Source organism: Actinoplanes subtropicus, assembly GCF_000721705.1.
GTDB classification, from domain to species: domain Bacteria; phylum Actinomycetota; class Actinomycetes; order Mycobacteriales; family Micromonosporaceae; genus Actinoplanes; species Actinoplanes subtropicus.
The window spans coordinates 37,896-62,923 of sequence record NZ_JOJL01000038.1 but is presented as its reverse complement, the minus strand read 5'-3'; the positions used below and the strand labels follow the sequence as shown (position 1 = coordinate 62,923).

The following is a 25,028-nucleotide window of genomic DNA, read 5'->3' as shown; positions in this document are numbered from 1 at the left end:
AGCCTACCGGACCTCCCCTCGGCTCGGGTCGTTCGATCGGTCGGCGCCGCCGTCCGTCAGCTCGACGAGCCGGGTGGCGTCCGGCCAGGACATCCGGAGCTTTTCGGGGGTGCCGGTCAGGAGCGCGGGATCGCCGTTGGGGGCGGCGGCGATGCCGGTCTCCACGGGGGTGCCGCCGGATGCGCGGTAGAAGGCCTGGGCCCGGGTGTTCTGCCGCAGCACCCACAGGTACAGCGCGGGCGACCCGGCCCCGGCCAGCACCGCGCGGGCGGCGTGCCCCATCAGCCGGCTGCCGATGCCGGACCGGTGCTCGGCGTGGGACACGTGCAGGTTGTCGACCAGGCTGCCCCACCGCGGGTCGGCGTCGAGGACCACGTGCACGAAGCCGACCACGTCGCCGTCCCGCTCGGCGACGATCGTCCGGGTGCCCTCGGCGGTGGCCAGCCGGGACGACCAGACCGCGCGGCGGTCGGCGAGCAGGTCGCCGTCCAGGTACGCGTCGGCATACGCACCCCGGTAGTGCCGCCGCCAGCTGTCGGCGTGCAGCGCGGCGATCCGGCCGGCGTCGCCGAGACCGGCGGGACTGAAGACGATGGGCACGACGAGGCTCCTCGCTCGCGGCTTGCCGGGCACGGTCGTGCCGGCCTGGTCGTCACCCGGAGCACCCCGCCCGCGAGGCGGAGGGTTGCCGGCCAGCAAGCCGGGGCTGTGCGCTGGCACTCATGACCTTCCCGGCGACCGTAGCATCACCGGAATGGAGATCCTCGCGGGACCGTCGGTGGTGACGTGGCCCGAGCGCGCCACCGCCGGGATCCGTACTGTGACGCCGTTCCGCGGGATGCTGGCCGTGCGCGACAAGCTGATGGCCGAGCTGTACCAGCGGCTCGACGACTCGGGCATCCGCTATGGACCCGTCTTCTTGCGTCTGCACGTGGTCGACATGGACGGCGACATGGACCTCGAGGTCGGCGCGATCACCGACCAGCCGTTCGCCGGCGACGACCGGGTCCGGCCCGGCGCGTTGCCGGCCGGGCGCTACGCCGCCCTGACGTACGTCAATCACGCCCGCCGCGCCAACGGCCTGCTGATCGACTGGGTCCGCGCCGAGGGCCTGCCCTTCGACGTCGTGACCGGCCCGGCCGGCGACGCGTTCGCCTGTCGCTACGAGGCCTATCTGACCGACCCGCGCACCGAGCGCAGGAAGACCAGATGGCAGATCGAGTTGGCCATCCGGCTGGGCGATCAGCTATGACCGGCATCACATACCGGTCAGTCGGTATTTACAAACCGACCGGTATGTTTCTAGTCTCGGCTCATGACACCGACGACGCCGGCCACCGCCAAGGGGGAGGCCACCCGCGCCTTCCTGCTGAAGACGGCCGCCCGCGTGTTCGCCGAGCGGGGCTATACGGGCACCGGCTTGAGCGACCTGATCGTGGCCAGCGGGCTCACCAAGGGCGCCTTCTACTTCCACTTCTCGTCCAAGTCGGCCCTGGCCCTCGCGGTGCTGCGCGACCAGCAGGAGCGCTGGCTGCATGAGGTCAGCGAACGGGTGCTGGCGGCGGGCGGCGCGCTCGAGCAGTTCCGGGCGTTGCCGCCGGCCATGCTCGATCTGCTCGCCACCGAGCCGGGCGCCTGGAGCATCAACCGGCTGACCCGGGAGATGGCGGCCGACCCGGCCACCGCCGACGCGGTCGTCAAGCCGATGGCCGAGTGGGTGGAGTTCGTCGCCGACATCGTCCGGCGGGCCCAGGCCGACGGCGACTTCCGCCCGGGCCCGGATCCGCACGCCGTCGCCGTGGTCCTGGTGGCCGCGTTCGACGGCCTGAAGACCCTGACCGACGTGCTGAATCCGGGGTCGGAGGCGTCCGGGCTGTTCACCCGGCGCGCCGGGGTCCTGCTCGACCTGGCCCAGCACGGACTGCTACCACCCGCAGACTCTTGAGGAGCAGGTCATGAAGTTCGCTGGAGAGACGGCTCTGATCACCGGCGCGTCGAGCGGCATCGGCACGGCCTTCGCGCACGAGCTCGCGCGCCAGGGCGCCGGCCTGGTGCTGGTCGCGCGCAGCGAGGACCGGCTGCGGTCGCTCGCCGCCGAGATCACCGCGACCCACGGCGTCCGCGTGGACGTCCTGCCGATCGACCTGGCCCGTCCCGGGGCCGGCGAGGACCTCGCCGGCCGGGTGGCGGCGCTCGGCCGTACCGTCGATGTCCTGATCAACAACGCCGGCTTCGGCACCCACGGTGACGTCGAGCACGCCGACCCGGCCCGGCTGCTGGCGCAGATCCAGCTCAACTGCGCCGCCGTCGTGGACCTCACCACCCGTTTCCTGCCCGCGATGACCGCCCGGCGGCGCGGCGCGGTCGTCAACGTCGCCAGCACCGCCGCCTTCCAGCCGATCGCGCACATGGCGGTCTACGCCGCGAGCAAGGCGTTCGTGCTGTCGTTCACCGAGGCGCTGTGGGGCGAGGCCAAGCCGCAGGGCGTCGAGGTCATCGCCATCTGCCCGGGGGCGACCGAGACCGCCTTCTTCGACGTCGTCGGCGCCGAGGAGGCCTCGTTCGGCAGGCGGCGCACGCCCGAACAGGTCGTCGCGACCACCCTGCGCGGCCTGGCCCACGGCCGTCCGTCGGTCGTCGACGGATGCGCCAACGCGATGGTGGCGAACGGCCAGCGGTTCCTGCCGCACCGGGCGGTGTTGCGCCTCGCCGAGCGGACGGTCCGGCGGCGCGAGGCTTCCGGGCGCGGGCCGGTCAGGACAGCGGGAGCTTGACGCCCTTGCTGTCGTCGCCGAGGGCGGTTTTGTCCTGCGTGGTGGGCCGCTCGTCGCTCCTGGCGGGCGCGGTCCCGGATGCTGGGTAGTGGTCCCATCGGCGTCCACCTCGTGAGAGCACGCCCGATTCGCTGCCCTGATATTTCCGTTATCGCGGGCGGCGCGGTGGCCCGGGCCTGGGCAAGGGTGGAGCTTTTCCGTTCTCGGCGGACGCGTGCGTTTCAAGATCCGTGAAGGGCCGATCGCGGTGCGGGTGACTACGGTTGCGGCTTCCGGCGGTGTCCGCTTGTCGGCCAAGTCGGGAAGCTGCCGGTCCTTGTGGTGGCGACGAACGCGCGCGCCGTCGGCTACGCCTGGGCGGGTTGGTCCGGGGTGGGGGCCGGGTCGGTGAGCGGGCTGCGGGGGTCGGTCAGCAGCGGCGGTACGACGAGCTCGGCCCAGCGGATCGTCGCCGTGTCGGCGGTCAGGTAGGCGGGCAGCAGCTGGGCGGCCAGCAGCGTGCGGGGCGTCGGGTACCAGAGGCGGGCCAGTTCGCCGGCGCGGCGCAGGTAGTTGAGGCCTCGGGTGCGGTCCAGCCAGCCGGCCCGGATCGCGCCGCGGGCCAGGTGGACGCCGGGTCCCCAGTGGAAGGCCAGCAGGCTGGGCACGACCTCGCCGGCGCCGAGGATGCCCGCGTCGCGGAGGTCCGACTCGGCGTTCGCGATCTGGTCGGCCGTGTCGTGCAGGCCGGCCACGGCTTCCGGCGGAAGGGCCGCGCGGGCCGCCCACTCGTCGATGGCGTGGTGCCACAGGTCGGGGCCGCCGCGGCCGCGGTGCCGGATCAGCTCCTCGGCCCGGGCCAGGTGGCCGCCGACCGTCTCGGCGGCCGGGCCGAGCAGGTCGTTGACGCAGCGGCCGACCGCGGTGGCGATATCCTCCTCGCCGAGCACCGAGTGGCGGTACGGCTCGGCGGCCCGGCGCAACTCCCGCTTGATGGCGCGGCGCGGGCGGCGGCACTGGACGGCGTCGAGCACCTCGCCGGCCCGGACCGACGCCAGCGCGCCCAGGGCGAGCGCCGAGGAGTACTCCGCGGACGCCGCGACCCCGGCGTAGCGGGGGGTGTCCAGCGGGCGGGGCGGGCGGCGGCGCCACCGGGTGTACAGCTCCCGGAGGGCCGCCGCCAGCAGGATCAGGCCGACGGCGGCCGCCAGGACGACGAGGCGTCGATGATTCACCGGCCCGCCGGCCAGGGGAGCGTCAGCCAGGGGCTCGCCGGGTCGGTGGTGAGGACCTGGTGCGCCTCCAGGATGGTGGCGTACCAGCTGTCGAACTCGTCGTTGTCGAAGCGCAGCACCCGGCCCAGCGCGTAGCCGGCCGACAGGTCCGTCCACGAGCCGTAGACGCCGAAGGCCTGCTTGGCGGCGCGCAGCACGTACTCCTGGGCCTGCTGCTCTTTGATCCAGCGGAGCTTGTACCCCCAGCGGGCCATGTTGACGGCCCGGCCCCAGTCGTACGCAAGCAGGCTCTTGACCTGTCCTTCCGGCGGCAGCAGGCCGTCGGCGCGGAAGCGGTCCTCGTAGCGGAGCACGCGGTCGACGGTGGCGGTCATCTCGGCGATGGTCGTCTCGGGGACGCCCTGCGAGCGGGCGGCCTCGGTGACCGTGGCCCGCCACGCGTCCGCTCCCGGCTGCCGGACCTTGAGGACGAAGTCCGCGATCGGGTCGCCGGTCTCGTCGTCGAGCAGGCCCTCGAGGCACTCGCGCAGCGCGGCGGGGCTGGTGACGTCCCACTGGTTCTTCAGGTTCGCGTAGATCTTCTGGGCGCTGTTCGCGTCGTCCTTGAGGACGTTCCAGGAGACGCCCTGGTTGAGCGACATGTGCGCGCCGACGGCCAGCGCGGTGGCCAGCTCGCCGGTGGTGGGCTGCTGCTTGTCGGCGGCGACGACGTTGCGCAGCGCGCGGGTGATGCCGCGGGCGCTGCGGGCGGCCGAGCGACCGCGGAGCACGAGCTGCACGACGAAGGCGACGATCACCACGGGCGCGAGAAGGTAGACGTAGACAGGAATTTGCACGCGCGGGAGAGTAGGCGGGGCCGCTCGCACTTCGCTCGAATCCCGCTATAGTCGCGCGGTGCCCGGACCGTTGCGTTTCGAGCTGCTCGGCCCGCTGCGCGCGTGGCGCGGCGACCACGAGGTCCCGCTCGGCGGCGTCAAACAACAGACCGTGCTGGCCGTGCTGCTGCTCGAGGCGGGCCGGCCGGTCCCGGTCGACCGGATCGTGGCGACCGTCTGGGGCGCCGAGCCCCCACCGAGCGTGACACACCTGGTGCAGACGTACGTGAGCCGGCTGCGCCAGGCGCTGGAGCTGGGCGGCGACCTGGTCTCCACCGACGCCGGGTACCAGCTGCGGATCGATCCGGCCCAGGCGGACGTCGCGGCCTTCGAGCGGCTGGCCGCGACGGATCCGGCCGCCGCCCTGGCGCTGTGGCGTGGCGAACCGCTCGGCGGCCTGTCCGGCGAGGCGATCGAGGTGGCCCGGCAGCGCCTCACCGAGCAGCGCCTGGCCGCCCTCGAGCAGCGGGCCGGCCTCGACCTCGACGCCGGCCGGCACACCGAGGCGATCGCCGATCTCGGCCGGCTGGTCAAGGAGTACCCGCTGCGGGAACGGCTGTGGGCGCTGCTCATGCTGGCTCTCTACCGCGCCGATCGACAGGCGGAGGCCTTGCGGACGTACGCCACGGCCCGCGCCCTGCTCGTCGAGGAGCTGGGCGTCGAGCCCGGCCCCGGCCTCGCCACGATGCACCAGCGGATCCTGGCCGGCGACCCGTCGCTCAGCCCCGGCCGGCGGACCAGCCGCAACGACCTGCCCGGCGACATCGCCGACTTCACCGGCCGCGAGCCCGAGCTGCGGCGCCTGCTGGCCGCCCTCGACGCGGCGCCGCCCACCGCCGCCGTGGTGCTGGCCGTCGACGGGATGGCCGGGGTCGGCAAGTCCACGCTCGCCGTGCACCTCGCGCACCGGCTCGCCGCCCGCTACCCGGACGGGCGGCTCTTCCTCGACCTGCACGCGCACAGCGAGGGCCGGCCGCCGGACGACCCGGCCGCCGCCCTCGACGTGCTGCTGCGCGCCCTCGGCCGGGCCGGCGACGAGATCCCGGCCGGCCTCGACGAGCGGGCCGCCCGCTGGCGCGCCGAGCTGGCCGGGCGCCGGGTGCTGCTGGTGCTCGACAACGCCGCCAGCGCCGCCCAGGTACGCCCGCTGCTGCCCGGCGCCCCCGGCTGCCTGACCCTGGTCACCAGCCGGCGCCGCCTCGCCGACCTGGACTGCACCGGCGTCGTCTCGCTCGACGTGCTCGGCCCGTCCGAGGCGGAGGCGCTCTTCGCCCGCATCCTCGGGGCCTTGTCCGCCGGCGACGACGTCGCCGAGGTCGTCGCGCTGTGCGACCGGCTGCCGCTGGCGATCCGGATCGCCGCCGCCCGGCTGCGCGCCCGTCCCGCGTGGACGGTCCGGCACCTGGCCCACCGGCTGCGCGACCGGCGGCGCGCGCTCACCGAGCTGGCCGTCGGCGACCGCAGCGTCGCGGCCTCGCTGGCCCTCTCGTACGCCCAGCTCACCGGCCCGCAGCAGCGACTGTTCCGGCTGCTCGGGCTCGCCCCCGGCGCGGACTTCGACGCGCACCTGGCGGCCGCCGCGGCCGGCCTGCCGCCCGCCGTCGCCGAGGCCCTGCTCGGCGACCTGCTCAACGCGCACCTCGTGCAGGAGCCGGCGCCCGGCCGCTACCGCTTCCACGACCTGCTGCACGTCCATGCGCACACCATGGCGCTGGCCACCGACTCGCCCGCCGACCGGCACGACGCGGTCGGCCGGATGCTCGACCAGTACCTGCACACCGCCTCGGTCGCGGCCGACCTGCACTCGCCGCGGACCAGTCACCAGCGCCCGCATCCGCCCGCCCCGCCCACCGCGATGCCGCCGTTCCCGGACGTCGCCGAGGCCCGCGGCTGGCTCGACGCCGAGCGGGTCAACCTGGTCGCCGCGGTCGCGCTGGCCGCCGAGTCGGGCCGGTCGGAGCACGCGACGGGGCTGGCCGTCACGCTGCGGCACTACCTGGACGCCGGCACCCACCACGTGGACGCGCTCGCCGTGCACGGGCACGCGCTGGCCGCCGCCCGGCAGGCCGGCGACCGGCGCGGGGAGGGGACCGCGCTCAACAGCATCGCCAAGGTGTGCTGGCGGGTCGGGCGCTATGACGACGCGTACGAGAACTCGCGGTGTGCCCTGCCGATCCACCGCGAGTCCGGCGACGCGGTGGCCGAGGCCGACGCGCTGGAGACGCTCGGCGCGACCTGTTACAGCCTCAGCCGGTACGACGACGCGACCGCGTTCTACCGGCAGGCGGTGCGGATCCACCGGGCGGCGGGCGACACCGTGGCGGAGGCGACCGCGCTCAACAACATCGGCGTGATCGAGGAGCGCCGCGGCCGGTACCGCGAGGTGCTGTCGCGGTGCCGGGAGGCGCTGGCCATCTACCGCGCGCACGGCGACCGGAGGCACGAGGGCGGCGCGCTGTGCAACGCGGGGAACGCGCTGTGGCGGCTCGGCCGGTACGACGAGGCGCTCGACCACCTGAGCCGCGCGATGGTCATCCACGAGGAGATCGGCGACCCGGGCTGGGTGGCGCACAACCTGACCAGCCTCGGCAACGTGCTGAGCAGCCTGGGCCGGCACGACGCGGCGATCGAGCACTGCGACCGGGCCCTGGCGCTGCAACGGCGCAGCGGCGAGCGGGCCGACGAGGCGGCGACGCTCAGCGACCGCGGGGTGATCCACCGGGCGCTCGGCCATCACGACCAGAGCCTGGCGGACCTGACCGAGGCGCTGGCGATCGCCGGCGAGATCGGCGACCGCAGCCTGGAGATCCAGGCGTTGAACGGCCTGGGGGAGACGCTGCGGGCGATGGACCGGCTCGACGAGGCGGCGAGCCGGCACGCGGCGGCGCTGGAACTGGCCCGGGAGACGGGGGACCGGCACGAGGAGGCCCGCTCGCACGACGGCCTGGCCGCCGCGACCGGCGACCGCGCGCACGACGACCTCGCGATGGCGATCTACACCGACCTCGACGTGCCCGAGGCCCGCCGCGGCGCATAGGTAGCCGGTGTCTACGTAGATGGCATCTACGTAGACACCAGCTACCTGCTGGCGGCCGCCGACTGGAGGGCGGCGCCGAGGATCGCGCTGCCGGTCATGTCCAGCGCCGGCTCGTCGGTCTGCCAGGCGCGTACGTCGTCGACGAAGCGGCTGCCGTGCCCGTTGAACGCCCCGAACCGGTCGCTCCCGGCGGCCGGGCATTTCACCATGGCGTCCAGGTAGTCGCCGAGCCCGTCGGCGAACAGCGACGGGTCGTTCGGGCCGTTCACCACCGCGCCGATCAGGGAGCGGCCGGTCAGGTTGGCGATCTGGTGCTGTGGGCAGCGCGGGAAGGTCGAGCCCACCCCGATCATGAAGCTGGCACCCCAGGCGTTCGCGCCGAGCAGCCAGTCGCGCTGCTGGGTGGCGAAGCCGGCGTACCGGGTGTCGCCGCTCGCCGTCCGGTACATCGCCTCGGTGGCCAGCAGCCCGAAGGTGTGCGAGTCCACATCGAAGTCGGTGTAGACACCGCCGGCGTGGAACACGTCCTTGGCCGCCCGATCGGCGCCGGTGCGCACCTGCCGGCGCAGGTCGGCGACCAGCCGGTCGGGGCCGGCCGCCAATCCGCCCGGGCCACCCGTCCACCGGATCGCGGTGCGCAGGTCGGCGTGCGCGAGGGCGCTCACGTCGTACAGGTTGAGGGTGTCGCCAGTCTCCGAAGCCAGGTAGCCCTTCGCGTAGCCGGCGGCGTCCCTGACGTAGGCGCGGGCGCCGGGCAGGCCCAGCCGGTGCAGGGCCAGGGCGATCTCGGCGCCGCCGAGTTCCATGTCGTCGTGCCAGGTGCTCTCCGGGTAGAACTCGTTGGGCAGCGCGGTGACCAGCGGTTTCGGCGGGCTCTTGACGGCGGCGCGGGCGTAGAGCGAGGTAGCGGCGCGCAGTTCGGCGCGGGCGCGGTCGGGATAGCGGGCGGCGTCCTGCTGGGCCGCGAGGGCGAAGGCGGCGGCGACCCGGCCGGCCAGGTTGGGGCTGATCAGCGCGCCCGGCGCGGCGGCCTCGAAGACCGGGCGGTGCGCGGCGGCGTACCGGTCGGCGTGGTCGGTGTCGCGGTCGTCGGCGGCCGGCAGGCGCCACAGGTCGTGGTCGCCGGTGAAGGTGCCGGCCTCGTTGCCCGAGCCGATGCCGACCTGCAGGAGCAGCGTCCGGGTGCGCTGGTCCCAGGCCTTGCCGAGCCAGTCGACGCCCTGCCGGGCCTCGTCGCGCAGCGCGGGCGGGGTGGCGGGGCCCATCGCGCGGGCGGCGGCGAGCAGGGTGATCGCGCCGTACGCGGTGGTGTGCGTGAACTTCAGGTAGTCGCCGGCGTCGAACCAGCCCCCGGCCACGTCGACCGGGCCGCCGATCCGGGTCAGGTCGGCGTCGGCGATGACGTCCTCCTCGGCGAAGTGCGGCGTCGCGTACACCGAAGCGGTTTTGTCATTGCGGTGTGCGGTGTCGCGCTGGGTGTGGAAGAAGCTCGCCCCGTCGCGGACCACCTCGCCGTAGATCGCGGCGGCCGATCGCACCGGGAAGCCGGGCGACACCAGGTCGCCGACCTTGATCCGGTACGTGCCGGGGTGGTTGAGCCGGCTGAGGTCGATCGGGTAGATGGCGGGGTAGCCGGCGTTCCAGGCGCCGCGGCTGGTCGCGGCCACCTTCCCGGCGAGCACCGGGTGGCCCTTGGCGTCGACGACCGTGAAGCGCAGGCCCGCGGCCTTCGCTGTGGTCATCAGGTACGCCTGCTTGTGCTCGCCCGGCGCGTATCCGGCCTGATCGACGCGGATGACGCCGTGCACATCGGGGTGGGCCGGGGGCGCGGCGGCCGCCGGGGTCGCCACCAGGACCAGGCTCATGACCAGTTTGAACACGAGGCCACTCCGCAATAGGAAGACTATTTAACAGACCTAGGGGCAGACCGTACGACTGTCGTACCACAGGGTCAAGAGATTCCTTCGCGTTTGCTGTGCCGTTGCCGGCGCCTGGTCCTACGGACGGCGCGGAGAACCCGGGCCCCCGCGGGGCCAGCCGGGGCGCGGCTTGTGGCGCGCGCCCCGGGCCCCCGGGTGTTCAGCTGTTGACGAACGCCGTCGCGGCGCTGGCGCCCTTGCTGTCGATCGCGCTGTTCGACTCGACCGGGCTCGGCACCTTGCCCGGGAAGACGATGTAGGTCACGCCGGAGTCGACGCCCCCGGTCTCCGGGTTGGAGTCGATGCCGAGCGCCTTCGCGGTCGCGTACGAAGCCTCGCCGATGATGTTGCTCGGGCCCTCGTCGGCGAAGACGGCGTAGACGACCTTGTTGTGGTAGATGATCGCCGCCACGCTGCCGGGCTTGATGCCGTTGCTCGAGTAGCTGAACCGGGAGCTGGGCAGCGGGATCACGAAGTAGTGCGTCTTGTCGGCCTGGAACGACTTGCCGGCGGACGTCTCGAACGAGGTCTGGTTCTGGTACCAGGGATCGGTGTTCTCGTTGCAGTTCGAGGTGCGTACGCCGTCGCAGTCGATGTCCATGTCGGCCTTCCAGAAGAACGCCGAGCCCTTCTTGCAGATGTTGACGGTCGACGACTCGCCGTCGTCGGTGGCGTACTTGCCGTGCGAGACGACCGTGCAGGAGCTGACCTTCGCCAGCAGCTGGGCCGCGGAGGGGCCGGCCGCCTGCGCGGGCGAGGCGGTGAGGATCGCCGGCACCAGTCCGAGCGCGGCGAATGCGGTGACGAGCTGACGTTTCACGTGGCCTCCTAGGGCAAAGGGATGCCCGGGGCGGATATGTTAGTTAACTTGCCGAACAGTCCGGTGAAGGGCACGGTATCGATGTCCGGCGAACCGCGCAAGGCATCGGGGGCCATCGATTAAAATTGCCGGGTCGACGTCTGCGAAGCTGGACCGCATGTCCGACACGACGCTGCTGTACCTCGTGAAGCGGGTCGAGCTCGCGGTGCGGTCGCGGCTCGACGACCTGCTCCGCCCGGGCGGGCTGACCACCACCCAGTACACGGCGCTGACCGTGCTGCAGCGGCATCCGGCCAGCCTGACCTCGGCGCAGCTGGCCCGGAACTCGTTCGTGACGGCGCAGGCCATGGCCGACATCGTCAGCGCGCTGCTCGGCCGGGAGCTGATCGAGCGGCACCGCGATCCGGCGGACCGGCGGCGGCTCGTGCTCGCCCTCACGCCCGGCGGCGAGGCCCTGCTGGACCGGTTCCAGGGGCCGGTCGAGGCGCTCGAGGCGCTGATGCTCTCCGATCTGACCGCCGCGCAGGCGGCCGACCTGCGGTCGAGTCTGCTGTCGTGCCGCGCCGCCCTGGAGCGGCCGGTGGGCAACGCTCCCGAGTAAACATCAGGAAACCTGATAAAAATCATCAGGAAACCTGTACATCGAGCGTACGGGGTGACAGGCTCCACGGTCATCACCTCTGGCTTTTGGAACAGGAGCCACGCCGATGACATCTCTCAAACCGCAGGTCACCGCCGGTCCGCCCGGATCACAGCCGCACGGGCTGAGCCGCGGGACCCTGATAGCCGCATGCGTAGCCGTCTGTGTCGCCCAGGTCGCGCTCGCCATCCCCGCCGTCCTCAACGGCCTCTTCCAGCAGGACCTGGGCACCAGCGCGACCCAGCTCACCTGGATCTCCGACGCGTTCCTGGTGCCGGTCGCCCTGCTCGAACTCACCTTCGGGGTCCTCGGCGACCTGTTCGGCCGCAAGCGCCTCCTGGTCGGCGGCACCGTCCTGCTGGTGGTCGGCCAGCTGATCGGCTTCCTCACCCCGGGTTCGGGATCATCGACCGGTACGCGCGTGCTCGTGCTGTTCACCGGGCAGATCATCGCGGGCGTGGGCGCGGCGGCCATCTTCCCGACGACCCTGGCCATGGTGGCGGCCGGCACGCACACCGCCCGCGACCGGTCCCGGGCCATCTCGATCTGGGCGGCCGCGCTGGCCTCCGGCGGCTTCGTCTCGCCGGTGCTGGGCGGCTGGCTGGCCCAGTACCACTTCGGCAGCGACCCGTACGCCAGCTGGCGGTGGGCCTTCCTGGCGGTCATGGTGCTGGCGCTGATCGCGACCGGCGTCAGCCTCGTCGCCAAGACCTCCTACTCGCCGGAGGGCAGGTCGCTGGACTGGCCCGGCCAGATCACCATCGCGCTCGCCGTCTTCGCCCTGCTCTACGCGACGATCCAGGCGGCGACCAGCGGCTGGACGGCGCCCCCGGTGCTGACCGGCTTCGTGCTGGCCGTGGTCTTCCTGGGCCTGTTCATCCTGGCCGAGCGGCGCTCACCGGCGCCGCTGCTGCGCCTCGACCTGTTCGCGAACCGGGCGTTCCTGGTGGCCTCGATCGCCACGGTGATCGGCATGTTCGCCTACCTGGGCACGGCGTACACGACCAGCATCCGGCTCTCGGCCATCCAGGGTTTCACCCCCTTGCGTACGTCGATCGCCTTCGTCCTGCTCAACGTCATGACCCTGCTGATGGTCCCGTTCACCGCCCGGGTGCTGGAGCGGTACAACCCGCGCTGGACCCTCGGGATCGGCTTCGCCCTGGTCGGGATAGGCGACTTCTGGCTGGCCACGGTGCCGGTGTCGCACCTGTCCGTCGGCCCGGTGGTGGCACCGCTGGTCGTGGTCGGGATCGGGTTCGCGCTCTCCCTCACCGCGATCACCGCGGTCACCGTCAACACCGTGCCGAACCACCTGGCCGGCATGGCCAGCGGCTCCACCAGCCTGCTGCGCGACTTCGGCTTCACGCTGGGCCCGGCGGTCATCGGCGCCATCGCGCTGAGCCAGGCGGCCGCGGACATCTCCGCGAAGGTCGCCGCGAACCCGGCCCTGGCCAAGGCGCTGGCCGCGTTCAACGCCGCGCCGGCCCAGGCCCCGGCCGCCCAGAAGCCGGCGCTCGAGGCCGCGGTCGGGGCGGTCAACTCGGGCCCGCTCGGAGCGAACGCGGTCCCCGGCTCGATCGTCGTCGACGGCAAGTCGATCCCGTTCAACCCGCTGAAGGAGGTGGCCTTCGACGCGCTGGGCTCGGCGTACGCCCGCGGTTATGTGATCTGCGGGGTGGCGGCGGTGGTGGCCGCGCTGCTGGCCGCGGTGGTCCTCCGCGGCGGCACCCACGAGTCGATGATCAGCAGGGAGTCGCTGCAGGACGCCTGACGGCAACATGAGGCGGGCTCGAGTCGTGGTCCGACTCGAGCCCGCGGCTCGGTGACAGCCGACCGTGTGCTGCCGGCCCTGGCGCCGCGCCCGAGGTGCTCCTACGGGTTGACGGTGATGCTCGCGCCGCTGATGGTGTGCACGTCGTTGCCGCCACCGCAGGCCGCGGTGAAGGCCAGCAGGGCCTTGGGCGGCACGGTGACGGCCGCGACGAGCGGGGTACCGCCGTCCAGGGTCACCGTGATCGTGGTCGCCGTGACGCTGACGTCCACGACGTGGGTACCGGCCCGCAGCGAGGTCGGCGCGACCGTGGTGGCGACGTAGGTGAGCGAGTCGTGGCCGCCGCCGGTGGCTCCGGTGGCGATGCCGACCACGTTCGCGGCCGCGTCACTGGGGTTCTTGTAGGTGTCCAGGGTGACGGCGATACCGGACAGCCCGCCGTAGCCGAGCGCGCCGCCGATGCTGCCCAACGAGCTCGACGTGTTCTTCGTCGAGTCGAGCAGGCTGAAGGTCAGGCCGTCGGCGCCGCCGGTGCCGCCGCCGATCTGGGCGGTGAACCGCGCGTGCAGGCCGGCCGTGTCGACCGCGGCCGGGTAGACGACATCACCGGCCACATTGGACGTTGCCGGGGTCAGCACGGTCGATGCGCCGGACTGTACCGCGACACCGTTGGCCTTCCAGCCGCCGCCGTCCGGACCGGGGACCGCCACCCCGGCCGGCGTGGTACCGACACCGTGCACGGTGACGGTGTGTGCGCCGGTGTTGTCGTTGCCGGTGATCAGGTAGGTGCCGGTCGCGGTGCCCGCCGTGGTCGGCGTGAACGTGACCGTCTGGTGGATGACGTCACCGGGGGACAGCTGCTGGCCCTCGGCGATCGGGGTCGGCACCCCGAACGGCGCGGTAGGTGGGGCGGCCTTGGTGATGGTGAGCAACAGGTTGCCGGTGTCGGCGATGTCGAAGGTCTTGGTGACCGTCGTGCCGACCGGCACGGTGCCGAAGTCGACATCCTCGGGCGTGATGGTCAACTGCGGTGCGCCGGCGACCGCCGTGCCGGTGACCGGTACCGTGACCGCACCCGTGCTGGAGGTCACGGTGACCCCGCTGGTGAACGACCCGGTGGCGGTCGGGGCGAAGGTGACCGGTACGGACACCGACGCGCCGGGCGCGAGCGTGGACCCGGCCGCGGGCAGGGAGCCGCTGGAGAACGGCGCCGCGGGACCGGACGCGCCGGTGATCGTCGTCGTACCGGTGCCGGTGTTGGTGATGTTCACGTTCAGCGTCACCTTGCCGGTGGTCGGTACCTCCCCGAACGCGAGCGCGGCCGGGGTGGCGGCGATCCCGGGCTGGGTGCCGGTGCCGTGCAGGTCGAACGCGAGCGTGCCGGCATTCGTGGTGAACGACAGGGCGCCGGACACCGCCGCCGCGGCGGCCGGCTTGAAGGTGGTGGGGACGCTCAGCGTCTGCCCCGCCGACAGGGTCGCCGGCAGCGTCACCGCACCGGTGCCGAACGGCGCATCGGTGCTGACCCCCGTGACCGTCACCGTTTTCGTCGCCGTCACCGTGATCGTCTTGCTGACGGTGTTGCCGACGGGCACCGGGCCGAAGTCGGTCGGCGACCCGGACAGCGCCGCGGTCGTCGGTCGCCCGAAGCCGTACATCAGGCCGTCGCGGGTGCCGACGAAGACGCGGCCGCCGTCGGTCGCGGGTACCGCGAACTTGCTGGCGTTGCCGATCGGCGCCGAGTACCGCTGGGTCAGGATGCCGCTGCTGGGCACCGCGTCGTAGGCGCGCAACTGGCCGCCGGAGCCGTTGGAACCGGTGCTGTAGATCGCCCACACGAGTGCCGACCCGGATGTCGTCCCGCTCGACGTGACCACCGGCGAACCGGACGTGTAGCCCCACGTCGAGGTGCTGTTCCCGGTGGCGGTGAGGCTGGGCAGGCCACTGCCGGAGACGCCGACCTTGAACGCGGTCAGGTGACCGGCGTTGCCGATCGTGTACACGTAGCCGCCGTCGCCGCCCCAGAAGCCGGGATGTCCCCAGACCCCGTTGTAGGGGCCCGCGGTCTGCAGCGCCGCGTCGGTACCCCCGGCGCCCTGACCCACGCCGCCGAGGTTGTCGCGGTTCAGCAGGAACACCCGGCCGTCCTTGCCCACCTGGACGAGCAGGTGCGGGTACGCGGTGGTGCCGAACCCGTCGGGCAGACCCATCGGCCCACCGGATCCGAGGTCGATGTCATTGGTGTCCAGGTTGGTGTTGTTCACCGGGCTGAAGAAGTCCTTCGCCGACAGGCTGCCGTCGGTGTTCACCGCGAGCCGCACCACCGACTCCGCGAGGGTCGACGGCGGGGTCCGGCCCGGCCCGGGCGCCGGCGACACCCCGTTGCCGGTCGCGAAGATGATCTGCCCGGCGCCGTCGGAGACCAGGCCGCCACCGGACTGCCAGATCCCCGCCTCGGAATTGGACGAGCCGGCCTCGGTGGACCACATCGCGGTCTGATGGCCGGTGGAGGCGTTCACCCCGACCACATAGCCGACGTAGGGGCCGGAGTCACAGTGGCTGCCGAACCCGGCGTAGACGACCCCGCCCAGCAGCAGCAGGCCGGGGCGCTGCATCGCGGTCTTCGGATTGAACGCGTGCGACGGGTCGTTGCTGGGGCTGCCGGCGATACTCGTCGGGAAACCGGTGCGCTCGGCACCGGTCGTGATGTCCACGGCATGCAGGTACCAATGGGGATGGTCGACGTCCGCGCCGTCGTTGACCTTCGCCGTGAAATAGGCGGTACCGCTGCCCGGGTCGTAGACCGGGGTGGAGGTGATCCCGATGTTGGGCACCAGGTCGCCGCACCCGATCGCCGACGCGGGCCAGAACGGCCCGACATCCCGCGACCAGACAATCGCCCCGGTCACCGGGTTGAGGCCGTACACCTTGTCGTTCTCCGTCACGGCCAGCAACGTGGACTTCGCGATCACCGGCTGGGCGTAGATCTGCCCTTCCAGCTGGGTGGCATACAGCTGCCCGAAATCGGCGGCCGACACATTGGACGGTGCGAGACCTGCCTCGTTGGGATCCCATCCGGTGCGCAACGTGTCGTACGAAACCGTTGTGTTGTCCGCCGACGCCGCCCGTGCGAGAACCACCGCTCCGGATACGCCCAGACCTACCGCCACCGCGGCTGCCACCAGTGGCCGGCCCCGCCCCGACATATTCCCGAACACCAGCGAACTCCATCCTTGGGCGCTATCCAAGCCTGGAGATATTTACACGCGCCGACCGATCCCGAAAGCCGGGCGGACAAAGAGACATGGAGAGAACTCCGCAGTGACGAACCCGACACAACATCGTCACAAGCCGATAGCGGAAATCCCTTTTCCGCCACCGGCTTGACCGGACGGAATTGCTCCGGCCGCCAGAACATCCGGATTACCGCACACGCCGGGGATGGCTCGTGGTCAGGGTTTTGTTCGTCGCGCGGGCTCGTCGAGCGGATCGCGTTGTCCGGTCTTCTGAAGCTCGTCCTCGACGGACGTTGCCGGGGTGATGGCGGAGTGGTTCTGCAGCAGGTGCCGCCAGCGGCGGGCATCCCAGCGCTTCGGCCGGGTTCCCTCGACGAAGTCGGTCACCGCGCGGACGAATGCCTCGGGTGCTTCCCGGTGCGGGAAGTGCCCGACCCCGGGCAGTACCACCGATCGCGCCCCGGGCATCAGTTCGGCGGCGGCGCGGGCTTGGCCGGCGGGCAGCACGTGGTCGCGGTCGCCCCAGACCACCAGCGCCGGCAGGCCCTGGGCCAGGTAGGCGCGGTCCCGCATGGTGATCAGCTGTCCCCGCCAGTCCACGACGTGCCGCAGCACATGCAGGAACGCCGACCGGGCGGCCGGATCACGCAGCCCGGTGTGCACGGTGTACGCCTCGTCGAGGTCGGCGGCGAGCGCGGCCGGCGCGACCAGGCCGGCGGCCGCACGCAACGCGCCGAGGGCCAGCCGGCACGGTGGCAGGTGACTGATCCCCAAAGCGACCGAAGCGCCGGGCAGGGACAACGCCCGCAACGCCACGCTCACCTGCGAGCCGAGCCCGCCGCCGGCGACCACCACCAGCCGGTCGGTCCGCTCCGGGAACTGGTAGGCGAACTGCATCGCCACGCCGCCGCCGAAGCTGTGGCCGACCACGGTCACCCGGTCGATGTCGAGCGCGCCGAGCAGATCCCGCATGCCGTTGGCGTACCCGCCGATGCTGTAGTCCGCCCGCGGCTTCGCCGACCGGCCGTGCCCGAGCAGGTCGGGCACGATCACGGTGTACCGCTCGGCGAGCACGGGCGCGACCTTGTCCCAGGTGGCGCCCTGCGAGCCGATGCCGTGCAGCAGCAGCAGGACGGTCGGGCCGGTGCCCAGCATCCGGAACGCGCGAGCGTGCCCGTGCACCGCGATCGTCCGCTGCTCGTCCATCCGCGCAGCCTAGAGAACCGACGTTTCACCGCAGTAACTGCTTCCCCCGCCGCTCACCTGGACGTCCGACGGTCACTTCACGGCGCCGCCGGTGATGCCGGAGATGATGCGGCGCTGGGCCACCGCGAAGACGGCGATCAAGGGCAGGCTCATCAGGATCACGTACGCGAAGATCAGGTGCCAGTTGTTGAGGTAGAGACCGGCGCTGGCCACCCGGAACAGGTTGAGCGGCAGCGTGTCGACCCGCCCGCCGATGACGAAGAACGCGTAGAAGACGTCGTTCCACACGTACAGGCAGATCAGGATGGTCGCGGTGGCCAGCACCGGTCGCAGCAGCGGCAGCACGATCCGGCGGAACACCGCGAACGGGGACGCGCCGTCGATCTGGGCGGCCTCCTCGAGCGCCTCCGGGATGGTGCGGACGAAGCCGGTGACGAAGAAGATCACCGTGGACAGGTAGATGCCCATGTAGACGCCGATCATGCCGATCACCGTGCCGGCCAGGCCCAGCTGGCGCAGCAGGAGCACCACCGTGATGACGGCCGGCGGCAGGATGATGCCGCTGATGCCCAGGGCGTAGAGGACGGCCGTGACCCGCGAGGCGCGCCGGGCGAGCACCCAGGCGGCCATCGAGCCGAGGATCAGCACGCCCGCCACGGTCGGCACCACGATGATCAGGCTGCCGAGGAACGCGCCCGGCACCTGACCCTCGGTCCACACCTGCCGCAGGTTCGCCCACAGCTGCCAGTGGCCGGGCGGGGTGAGATCGGGCTGGATCGCCTCGCCCTGCGACTTGCCGGCGGTGGCCACGACCAGCCACAACGGGATCCCGAGCAGCACGACGACGAGGGCGGCCGTGACGATCGGCTGCAGCCGGCGCCAGATCGGGGAGTCGCTCACAGGATGGCCTCCCTCTTGCGCAGCACGTAGATGACCGGGAACGCCATGAGCGCGACCAGCAGGAACAGCACCAGGCTCATGGTGGTGGCCTGGGCGAACAGGCCCTGGCCGAAGGTCCGGTAGATGAAGATGTTCAAGATCTCGGTGGTACGGGCAGGTCCGCCCCCGGTGGTCGCCTGCACGATGTCGAACCCGTTCATCGAGCCGAGCAGCGCCGTGGCGACGTTGAAGGTGACCGCCGGCGCCAGCATCGGCACCCGGATCCGCCAGAACGACCGCCACCGGGAGGCGCCGTCGATCCGGGCCGCCTCGGTGATGTCCTCCGGAATGGTCTTCAGCCCGGCCAGGTAGATCAGCATGGACAGGCCCATCCACTTCCACGCGTGGATGAGCGCGACCACGACGATCGTCCAGTGCGTGTCGGCCAGCCACGCGTAGTGGATGCCGAACAACTGGTCGACCGCGCCGGACGGCTTGAGCAGCGCCTGGAAGATGTAGCCGACGGCCAGCGCCGACATCAGCACCGGGATCAGGAAGAACGTCCGGGCGATCCGGTTGACCACGGTGTCCCGCTCGAGCAGCACCGCGAGACCGAAACCGAAGAGATTCTGAAAGATCGCGACGAGTACGGCGTAGAGCACGGTGATCCGCAGCGCGCGGAACAGGGTTCCGTCGGACGCCAGCTGGGTGAAGTTGTCCAGGCCGACCGGATTGATCGCGGCCTTGAAGCTCGACCAGTCGGTGAACGCGTAGATGAAGTTGAACGCGGTCGGCACGAAGAAGAACAACAGCAGCACGGCGTACGCGGGGAGCAGGAACCACATCGGATGGGTGCTGCGCGCGATGCGGGGCCGCCGGCCGGCGGACCGCTGTGCGGTTGGTCCCCCGGCCGGCGTACGCAAATCGATTGTCAAGGTCATCGGGTCAGAAACCGGCGGCGCCGGCGGCCTTCGCGAGCTGGGCGAATTGATCCTGGGTCGCCTTGGCGACCTGCTGCGGGTCCATCGTGCCGGCGATCATGTCGGCCAGGTTGATGTAGAGGTCGGGGTTGGCGACCGCGAGCGACTGCATCGAGCCGACCGAGCTGCCGACGGCCGCGTGCACGTCGAGCAGCGCCTGCGGCACGCCGGACGGGTTGGGCACCGCGGTCTCCAGCGAGACGGTGTTGCGGTCGGTGATGAAGTCCTGGTAGCCCGGGCCCATCCAGTAGGCGAGCAGCTGCCGCGCCGCCGCCTCCCGCTTGGCGTCGCCGGTCTTGAAGGCCACCAGCGCGTTCGACTGGTCGGGGATGGAGGTGCCGATGTTGCCGGTCGGCGAGATCGGGAAGAAGCCGATCTTCTGGTTCAGCGTGGCGGTGTCCGCCTTCGCCTGCAGCTGGCCGAAGAACGAGTTGACCTGCACGACCATCGCGGTCTTGCCGTTCAGCAGCGCGGCGCCCTGGTCCTCGAACTTGGCGGTCTTGATGTCGCTGTTGAACAGGCCCTCCTTGATCAGCGACTGGTACCTGGTGATCGCGCCGAGCACGGTCGGGTCGGTGAACTTCTCCTTGCCGGTGTTGATCCGGTCCCACAGGCCGGCCTTGGCGGCGTCGGCCAGCTGCACCTGCACCCACCACTGGGTGGCCCAGCGGTCGGCGCCCATCTCGTAGAACGGGGTGACGCCCTTGGCCTTGAGCTGCCGGGCCAGGGTGACCATGTCGTCGAAGTTCTTCGGCGTCGAGGTGATCCCGTTGGCCGCGAAGACCTGCTTGTTGTAGTAGACGCCCTCGACCGCCGGGCTGGTGATCAGCGCGGCGTACCGGGTGTCGCCGAGCAGGCCGGTGAGGTCCTTCAGCTTCGGGTCCATCTTGTCCAGCCAGGGCGCGCCGGTCAGCGGCTGGAGGTTGGTCTTGGCGTTGATCGCGGTCAGCATCGACGCGGTCGGCTGCCAGAACGCGAGGTCGGGCTTGTCGCCGGTGGCGACCTTGGTCTGCACGCCCTGCTCGTACGGGTCGGGGATGGTCACCACCTGGACGGTGGCGCCGGTGGCCTTCTGGAAGCCGTCGATCACCTTCTGCGGGACGGTGTTGCTGTTCTGCGCGGCCCAGATGGTCAGCTTGACGCCGTCCAGCTTGGCGGTCGGGTCGGCCCAGGTGGTGGCGCTGTTGTCGGTGGTGGTGGTCGAGCCGGGGTCGCTGCAGGCCGCGCTCGCGGTCAGCAGGAGGGCGGCAACGGCGACGCTGATCACACGTTTCATTTTTGTCCCTTCGAGTTATGAATACGGAAAATACGGGCGGAATACGGCTCGTTGCCGGTGCTGGTGAAGGCTCCGGCGTCGCTCACTTCCCAGGCCGGCAGGTGCCGGGGGTAAAGGACGTCGATGCTGGTCGTGTCGATCGGCAGGGTGACCGTGCGGGCCGCGCCGGGCCGCCGCCACAGCCCGAGGTAGGTCACGTCCGGGGTGCGCAGGGCGAGGGCCAGCCAGCCGTCGTCCCAGCCAGGCAGGCCGAGTGGCCATTCCGGGACGGCCGTTCTCAGCTCCGAGCGGATCTCGCGATACGCGCGTACGGCATCGCGAACGGCGTGCCGCTGCGCCGGGCGCATCCGGTCGAGGTGGCCGGAGAGGTAGAGCCGGCCGAGCAGACCGGTGCACAGCGTGTGCGCGATCTCCTCGTCCGACATGTCCGGCTGCGGGTACGCCCAGCTGGCCGCCTGCTCGGGCGCGATGGACAGCGGCGCGGCCACCGCGATCGGCGGGTAGAGCCGGTGGTCCTGCTGGTCGCTGGTCGACTGCAGCTGCATCCGGGCGAGCAGCGCGTAGTCGGCGCGCATCCCGCCCGAGGCGCAGTTCTCCAGGATCAGCTCCGGGTGCCGGTCCAGTACCCGGTCGAGCCACTCCAGGTGGGCCCGGTTGTGCCCCAGCAACCCGGCGCCGACGCTTCTCGCGGAGAGGTCGGTGCCGGCGCCCGGGTCGATGTTGTAGTCCAGCTTCAGGTAGCCGACGCCGAGCTCCTCGACGAGGCGGTTCACCACGTCGTCCAGGTGCTCGACCGCGGCCGGGTGCCGCAGGTCCAGGTGGTATCGGCCGTGCTCGACCAGGCGGACCCCGCCGCGCTGCAGGAACGCCTCGTCCGGCAGCTTGTCGGCCATCGGGCTGCGGACGCCGATCACCTCCGGCTCCAGCCACAGGCCGGCGACCATGCTCCGCTCGCGGATCCGGGCGAGGACCTCCTCGAGGCCGCGCGGGAAGCGGGTCTGCGACGGCTGCCACTCGCCGACGCTGTCCCACCACGCGGTGCCGTTGTCGTACCAGCCGGCGTCGATGCAGAAGACCTCGGCGCCGGCGTCCGCGGCCGCGTCGATCAGCGGCAGCAGCTTCGCCGTGGTCGGGTCGCCCATCAGCGTGTTCATGTAGTCGTTGAAGACCACCGGCAGGCTCGCGCGGTCCGGGTGCGGCCGGCGCAGGGCCCGCCGGTGCGCGGTGAGCGCGGCCGCCGCGCCGGGCAGGCCGGCCCGGGAGACGGCGAGGGACACCGGCACCGTACGGAAGGACTCGCCCGGCGCTAGCTCGTGGCTCCACTGGTGGTCGATGTCGGTGGGGCCGAGCAGCGCGACGTACGCGTCGTCGAGCCGCTCGCCCACCTCCCAGCGCCACGGCCCGTTGTGCTCGATCTGCCACAGCCACCCGTGCCCGCCGCGCCGGTCGACCAGGCCGGCGACCGGCAGGTGGGTGCCGGTGGACCAGGTGCCGGTGCTGCGCTGGGCGTACCGACCCCGGCCGTGCTGCCCGTGCAGGCGCAGGTTGACGTCGGGGACCAGGCCGCGCAGCGGGTGCCGGCTCCAGCGGGACTCGCCGAGCCACTCGCTGTCCGCAGCGAGCAGGTCGAGGTCGTCGACCGGGTGCCCGGCCAGGCCGACCGCCAGCGAGGTGACGCCGAGCAGCAGGACCGGCTCGGCGCCGTGGTTGGTCACGGTGGTCACGGCCTGGATCGCGGGGACGCCGTCCGCGGAGCGGAACAGCACCTCCGCGCCCAGCCCGCTGTCGTCGGCCAGCCGGACGCGCAGCTCGTGCCACCGGCCGTCGAGCGAGCGCTCGCTGCCGGTCAGCCGCAGGCGGCGGCCGGCCACCGTCTCCGAGAAGCGGTGCGAGACGTGACCGCGGCCCGCCTGGGCGGTGAGGATCTCCACGAGCGGCTGGCCCTCGGGCGGCCGGCCCTCGGCCGCTTCCTCGCCGGCGAAGGTCCGCAGGGTGGCGGGCCCGTCGTCCGGCGCGGTGATGACCAGCTGGAGAGCCGAGTGGCCCCACACCAGCCCGGTGCCTGCTGAGTTCAACGAATGCTCCTGTTCTTACGCTGCGCTAGATACTCGCCGGGCGAGATACTCGCTGAGCTAGATACTCGCCCGGCTAGATACTCGCCGGGCTAGATACTCGCTGGGCTAGATGCTCGCTGGGCGAGATACTCGCCGGGCGAGTATCTTGCGGAGCGAGAGAAAAGCCGGTCAGCCGAGCGGTGCGGCGATCTGGATCCGGTCGATGTTCGGCGCGTAACCGCTGGAGGAGTTGCCGAACGTGATCGTGTTGGCGCCGGCGGCCAGGTCCACGTCGACCACCGTGGTCCAGTAGTTCGACCAGCCGAGCGTGTTGCGGAAGAAGACCTTCTGCACGGTCCCGCCGTTGACGCTGATCTCGGCGTACCGGTCGACGATGTTGCTGTTGTAGTTGGTGGCGCCCGCGCCCAGCTCGCCGTTGGCGTAGCTGACCACCATCCGGTAGCGCCCGGCCGTCGCCGCGGTCACCCCGTTGAACCGCAGCGTGTTGGCCGCGCCGGCGCCGACCCAGCCGACGTACTTGCCGCCCGACGCCGCGCTGTCGGAGACCACCACGGCGGTTCCGCCGCGCGTGTTGGCCGAGCTTTCGCCTTCGTACGCCGAGACCGTCCCGCTGCTCGCGGCGACGTCCAGGTAGTCGAGGTTCACCGCGTCCCGGTCGTCGGTGGCATAGGCGTTGTACTCGACCCGGCTGATGCCGGCCGGCAGGTAGACCTTGGTGGTGACGGTGTTCCAGGTGTTCCAGTCGGCGGTCCCGGGCAGCGCCACGGTGGCCAGGTCGCTGCCGTTGAGCCGCAGCTTGATCGACCGGTCGGTGGGCGCGCCGGTGTAGGGGCCGGCCGAGTAGCGCAGGCTCAGGTTGTAGTAGCCGTCGCTCGGCGCGGTGACGACGAACTTGGTGCTCGCGGTCGTGCTCGCCCCGTACCCCTCGACGAAGTAGGTCCCGGAGTAGCCGGTGTTGCTGCCGTAGGTGATCTTGGCAGTGCCGCCGATGGCGGCATACTCCGCCTCGTAGCGGGTGGCCGAGGCCGTCGTCAGGTCGCTGTTGGGCGTGACGATTATTTCGTACGCGGAAGCCCCCTTGAGGCCGGTCAGCGGGACGGTGATCTGCCCGCCGCCGGCGGTGTAGTCGCCCTCGCTGACGACGTAGGGCCCGGGAGAGGCGTTCAGTCCGGTGTTGTCGATGCCCCAGATCGTGGCGTGCACCGTGCCGCCGATCGCGCCGATGCCCTTGACCACGACGTTGGTGTCGTAGGTGCCGCTGGCCGGGTTGTTGCCGCCGAAGATGACCCGCGCCTGGTGCTTGGCCGAGTCGTACGCGGCCAGGCCCTGCAGCGAGCCGCTCGCCGAGGGCGGGGTGACCGCCACGGTGTTGCCGGTCAGCTCGCCGTACCACTTGTAGAGCCACCAGCCGCCGGTCGCCTGGTTGTTATGGGTGACGAGGTCGTTCAGCCCGCCGGCGGTCGTCCAGTAGGCGAGACAGCCGTCGACCTTGCTGGCCTCGAACTTCGCCACGAACTGGACGAGGTTGCCGGGCACGCCGAGGTCGCCGGAGCTGCGGCCGTACTCGTTGATGGTGATCGGCCGGGCGCTGATCCCGAGGCTCGACTCGATCGAGCGGTAGTCGTTGTAGTGGTCCTGCCAGCTGGTGAAGAAGTCGTTGCCCAGCTCGTGCCAGGTGGTCACGTCCGGCAGCACGCCGTTGTCCCGGGCGTAGGTGAGGAACGAGCGCTCGTCGGCCGAGCGGTACGAGGAGAAGTTCGGGCCGGCGATGCGGGCCGTGGAGTCGATCGAGCGGATCTTCTGGAACACGGTCTTCCAGTCCGCTTCCAGGCCGGCGACGTTCCCGGCGTACCACTGCTGGTCGGGTTCGTTGAACGGGACGTAGACGTAGGAGCTGCGGTACGGGTCGGCGACCACCTTGCGGGTCATCGTGTCGACCTTGGCGAGGTAGTCGGCGATGCCGTTGTTCTCGTACGGCCATTGCTGGTAGATGTCCTGCATGTAGATCTGGATGTCCCGGCCGCCGGCCCGCTTGAACATCGGCGCGATCTTGAGGGCGTCGCCGTTCGGGTGCTGCAGCCCGTCGGGCGCCTTCTGGGCGGTGACCTGCGGCTTGAGCGCGGCCAGCATGGTCTCGTTGGGGATGCCCTCGTCGCCGAGCCCGTACAGGAAGCCGGTCGCGCCGTAGCGCAGCGCGCCGGTGCTGGCGGCGAGGTCGACGGTCAGCTGCGAGGCGGCGGCCTGCGCGGGCAGGCCGGGGAGCACGGCCGCGATGGCGGCCGCCGCGAGGGCGGCGGGAATCGTCCTTCTTCTCATCTTCCGGGAG

At 71.7% G+C, this 25,028-nt stretch carries 18 protein-coding genes and 1 riboswitch; of the genes, 6 read left to right on the top strand and 12 right to left on the bottom strand.

Going from position 1 to position 25,028, the window contains the following annotated elements:
* Nucleotides 1-3: 3 nt before the first annotated feature.
* Entirely contained in the window at nucleotides 4-600 is a 597-nt protein-coding gene (locus tag IH26_RS0141525) for a GNAT family N-acetyltransferase (RefSeq protein WP_063763821.1), read from the bottom strand.
* 13 nt (nucleotides 601-613) lie between these two features.
* Nucleotides 614-728, bottom strand: a riboswitch (SAM riboswitch).
* A 26-nt stretch (nucleotides 729-754) separates the two neighbouring features.
* On the opposite strand from IH26_RS0141525, the gene IH26_RS56600 reads away from it, so the two are divergent.
* The 3 genes from IH26_RS56600 (at nucleotide 755) to IH26_RS0141510 (ending at nucleotide 2,774) form a co-directional block, all read left to right on the top strand.
* On the top strand, nucleotides 755-1,252 hold the full coding sequence (locus IH26_RS56600) for a GyrI-like domain-containing protein (protein ID WP_051809440.1): 498 nt from the start codon (nucleotides 755-757) through the stop codon (nucleotides 1,250-1,252).
* Between the two features lie 63 nt (nucleotides 1,253-1,315).
* Complete coding sequence (locus IH26_RS0141515; RefSeq protein WP_051809438.1) at nucleotides 1,316-1,945, top strand: TetR/AcrR family transcriptional regulator; 630 nt, start codon at nucleotides 1,316-1,318, stop codon at nucleotides 1,943-1,945.
* A 10-nt stretch (nucleotides 1,946-1,955) separates the two neighbouring features.
* On the top strand, nucleotides 1,956-2,774 hold the full coding sequence (locus IH26_RS0141510; RefSeq protein ID WP_030441784.1) for an SDR family NAD(P)-dependent oxidoreductase: 819 nt from the start codon (nucleotides 1,956-1,958) through the stop codon (nucleotides 2,772-2,774).
* Nucleotides 2,775-3,121: 347 nt separating this feature from the next.
* Here IH26_RS0141510 and IH26_RS0141500 read toward each other — a convergent pair whose 3' ends face one another.
* Both IH26_RS0141500 and IH26_RS58865 read right to left on the bottom strand, forming a co-directional pair.
* Nucleotides 3,122-3,988 carry a hypothetical protein gene (locus tag IH26_RS0141500; protein ID WP_245665915.1) on the bottom strand — a complete coding sequence of 289 codons (867 nt, stop codon included), beginning with the start codon at nucleotides 3,986-3,988 and terminating at the stop codon, nucleotides 3,122-3,124.
* Nucleotides 3,985-4,824, bottom strand: coding sequence for a DUF1266 domain-containing protein (locus tag IH26_RS58865; protein ID WP_084599545.1), 840 nt, complete (start codon nucleotides 4,822-4,824; stop codon nucleotides 3,985-3,987). Before IH26_RS58865 ends, IH26_RS0141500 begins: the two co-directional genes overlap by 4 nt.
* Nucleotides 4,825-4,882: 58 nt before the next feature.
* Here IH26_RS58865 and IH26_RS0141490 point away from each other — a divergent pair, with 58 nt between their 5' ends.
* The gene (locus IH26_RS0141490; RefSeq protein ID WP_030441782.1) at nucleotides 4,883-7,900 is read left to right on the top strand and encodes an AfsR/SARP family transcriptional regulator; all 3,018 of its coding nucleotides are present in this window, start codon (nucleotides 4,883-4,885) and stop codon (nucleotides 7,898-7,900) included.
* 41 nt (nucleotides 7,901-7,941) lie between these two features.
* Here IH26_RS0141490 and IH26_RS0141485 read toward each other — a convergent pair whose 3' ends face one another.
* A complete protein-coding gene (locus tag IH26_RS0141485; RefSeq protein ID WP_245665914.1) occupies nucleotides 7,942-9,780 on the bottom strand; it encodes a glycoside hydrolase family 9 protein in 1,839 nt (612 codons plus the stop codon).
* 199 nt (nucleotides 9,781-9,979) lie between these two features.
* Nucleotides 9,980-10,639, bottom strand: a complete 660-nt coding sequence (locus tag IH26_RS0141480; RefSeq protein WP_030441780.1) for a glycoside hydrolase family 75 protein — start codon at nucleotides 10,637-10,639, stop codon at nucleotides 9,980-9,982.
* A gap of 157 nt (nucleotides 10,640-10,796) precedes the next feature.
* On the opposite strand from IH26_RS0141480, the gene IH26_RS0141475 reads away from it, so the two are divergent.
* Nucleotides 10,797-11,240, top strand: a complete 444-nt coding sequence (locus IH26_RS0141475) for a MarR family winged helix-turn-helix transcriptional regulator (RefSeq protein ID WP_030441779.1) — start codon at nucleotides 10,797-10,799, stop codon at nucleotides 11,238-11,240.
* A gap of 106 nt (nucleotides 11,241-11,346) precedes the next feature.
* The gene (locus tag IH26_RS0141470; RefSeq protein WP_084599543.1) at nucleotides 11,347-13,050 is read left to right on the top strand and encodes an MFS transporter; all 1,704 of its coding nucleotides are present in this window, start codon (nucleotides 11,347-11,349) and stop codon (nucleotides 13,048-13,050) included.
* 101 nt (nucleotides 13,051-13,151) lie between these two features.
* On the opposite strand, the gene IH26_RS0141465 is transcribed toward IH26_RS0141470, so the two are convergent.
* The 7 genes from IH26_RS0141465 to IH26_RS0141435 all read right to left on the bottom strand — a co-directional run bounded on the left by IH26_RS0141465 (nucleotide 13,152) and on the right by IH26_RS0141435 (nucleotide 25,018).
* Nucleotides 13,152-16,190: a choice-of-anchor D domain-containing protein gene (locus tag IH26_RS0141465; RefSeq protein WP_211268854.1), complete on the bottom strand. Its 3,039-nt coding sequence runs from the start codon at nucleotides 16,188-16,190 to the stop codon at nucleotides 13,152-13,154.
* 312 nt (nucleotides 16,191-16,502) lie between these two features.
* Entirely contained in the window at nucleotides 16,503-17,492 is a 990-nt protein-coding gene (locus IH26_RS0141460) for an alpha/beta fold hydrolase (protein ID WP_051809432.1), read from the bottom strand.
* 72 nt (nucleotides 17,493-17,564) lie between these two features.
* Complete coding sequence (locus IH26_RS0141455) at nucleotides 17,565-18,392, bottom strand: carbohydrate ABC transporter permease (RefSeq protein WP_030441775.1); 828 nt, start codon at nucleotides 18,390-18,392, stop codon at nucleotides 17,565-17,567.
* Nucleotides 18,389-19,312, bottom strand: a complete 924-nt coding sequence (locus IH26_RS0141450; protein WP_084599541.1) for a carbohydrate ABC transporter permease — start codon at nucleotides 19,310-19,312, stop codon at nucleotides 18,389-18,391. The genes IH26_RS0141455 and IH26_RS0141450 overlap by 4 nt, the downstream gene beginning before the upstream one ends.
* Nucleotides 19,313-19,316: 4 nt before the next feature.
* Nucleotides 19,317-20,627, bottom strand: coding sequence for an ABC transporter substrate-binding protein (locus IH26_RS0141445; protein WP_030441773.1), 1,311 nt, complete (start codon nucleotides 20,625-20,627; stop codon nucleotides 19,317-19,319).
* Nucleotides 20,624-22,702 carry a glycoside hydrolase family 36 protein gene (locus tag IH26_RS0141440; RefSeq protein ID WP_245665913.1) on the bottom strand — a complete coding sequence of 693 codons (2,079 nt, stop codon included), beginning with the start codon at nucleotides 22,700-22,702 and terminating at the stop codon, nucleotides 20,624-20,626. The genes IH26_RS0141445 and IH26_RS0141440 overlap by 4 nt, the downstream gene beginning before the upstream one ends.
* 168 nt (nucleotides 22,703-22,870) lie before the next feature.
* Nucleotides 22,871-25,018: a carbohydrate-binding protein gene (locus tag IH26_RS0141435; RefSeq protein WP_030441771.1), complete on the bottom strand. Its 2,148-nt coding sequence runs from the start codon at nucleotides 25,016-25,018 to the stop codon at nucleotides 22,871-22,873.
* Between the last annotated feature and the right edge of the window lie 10 nt (nucleotides 25,019-25,028).

Excerpts from the sequence above, each read along its gene's own strand:
- IH26_RS56600 (WP_051809440.1), top strand. The coding sequence starts at position 755 with ATGGAGATCCTCGCGGGACCGTCGGTGGTGACGTGGCCCGAGCGCGCC.
- IH26_RS0141515 (WP_051809438.1), top strand. The coding sequence starts at position 1,316 with ATGACACCGACGACGCCGGCCACCGCCAAGGGGGAGGCCACCCGCGCC.
- IH26_RS0141510 (WP_030441784.1), top strand. The coding sequence starts at position 1,956 with ATGAAGTTCGCTGGAGAGACGGCTCTGATCACCGGCGCGTCGAGCGGC.
- IH26_RS0141475 (WP_030441779.1), top strand. The coding sequence starts at position 10,797 with ATGTCCGACACGACGCTGCTGTACCTCGTGAAGCGGGTCGAGCTCGCG.
- IH26_RS0141470 (WP_084599543.1), top strand. The coding sequence starts at position 11,347 with ATGACATCTCTCAAACCGCAGGTCACCGCCGGTCCGCCCGGATCACAG.
- IH26_RS0141460 (WP_051809432.1), bottom strand. The coding sequence starts at position 17,492 with ATGGACGAGCAGCGGACGATCGCGGTGCACGGGCACGCTCGCGCGTTC.
- IH26_RS0141450 (WP_084599541.1), bottom strand. The coding sequence starts at position 19,312 with ATGACCTTGACAATCGATTTGCGTACGCCGGCCGGGGGACCAACCGCA.
- IH26_RS0141445 (WP_030441773.1), bottom strand. The coding sequence starts at position 20,627 with ATGAAACGTGTGATCAGCGTCGCCGTTGCCGCCCTCCTGCTGACCGCG.
- IH26_RS0141435 (WP_030441771.1), bottom strand. The coding sequence starts at position 25,018 with ATGAGAAGAAGGACGATTCCCGCCGCCCTCGCGGCGGCCGCCATCGCG.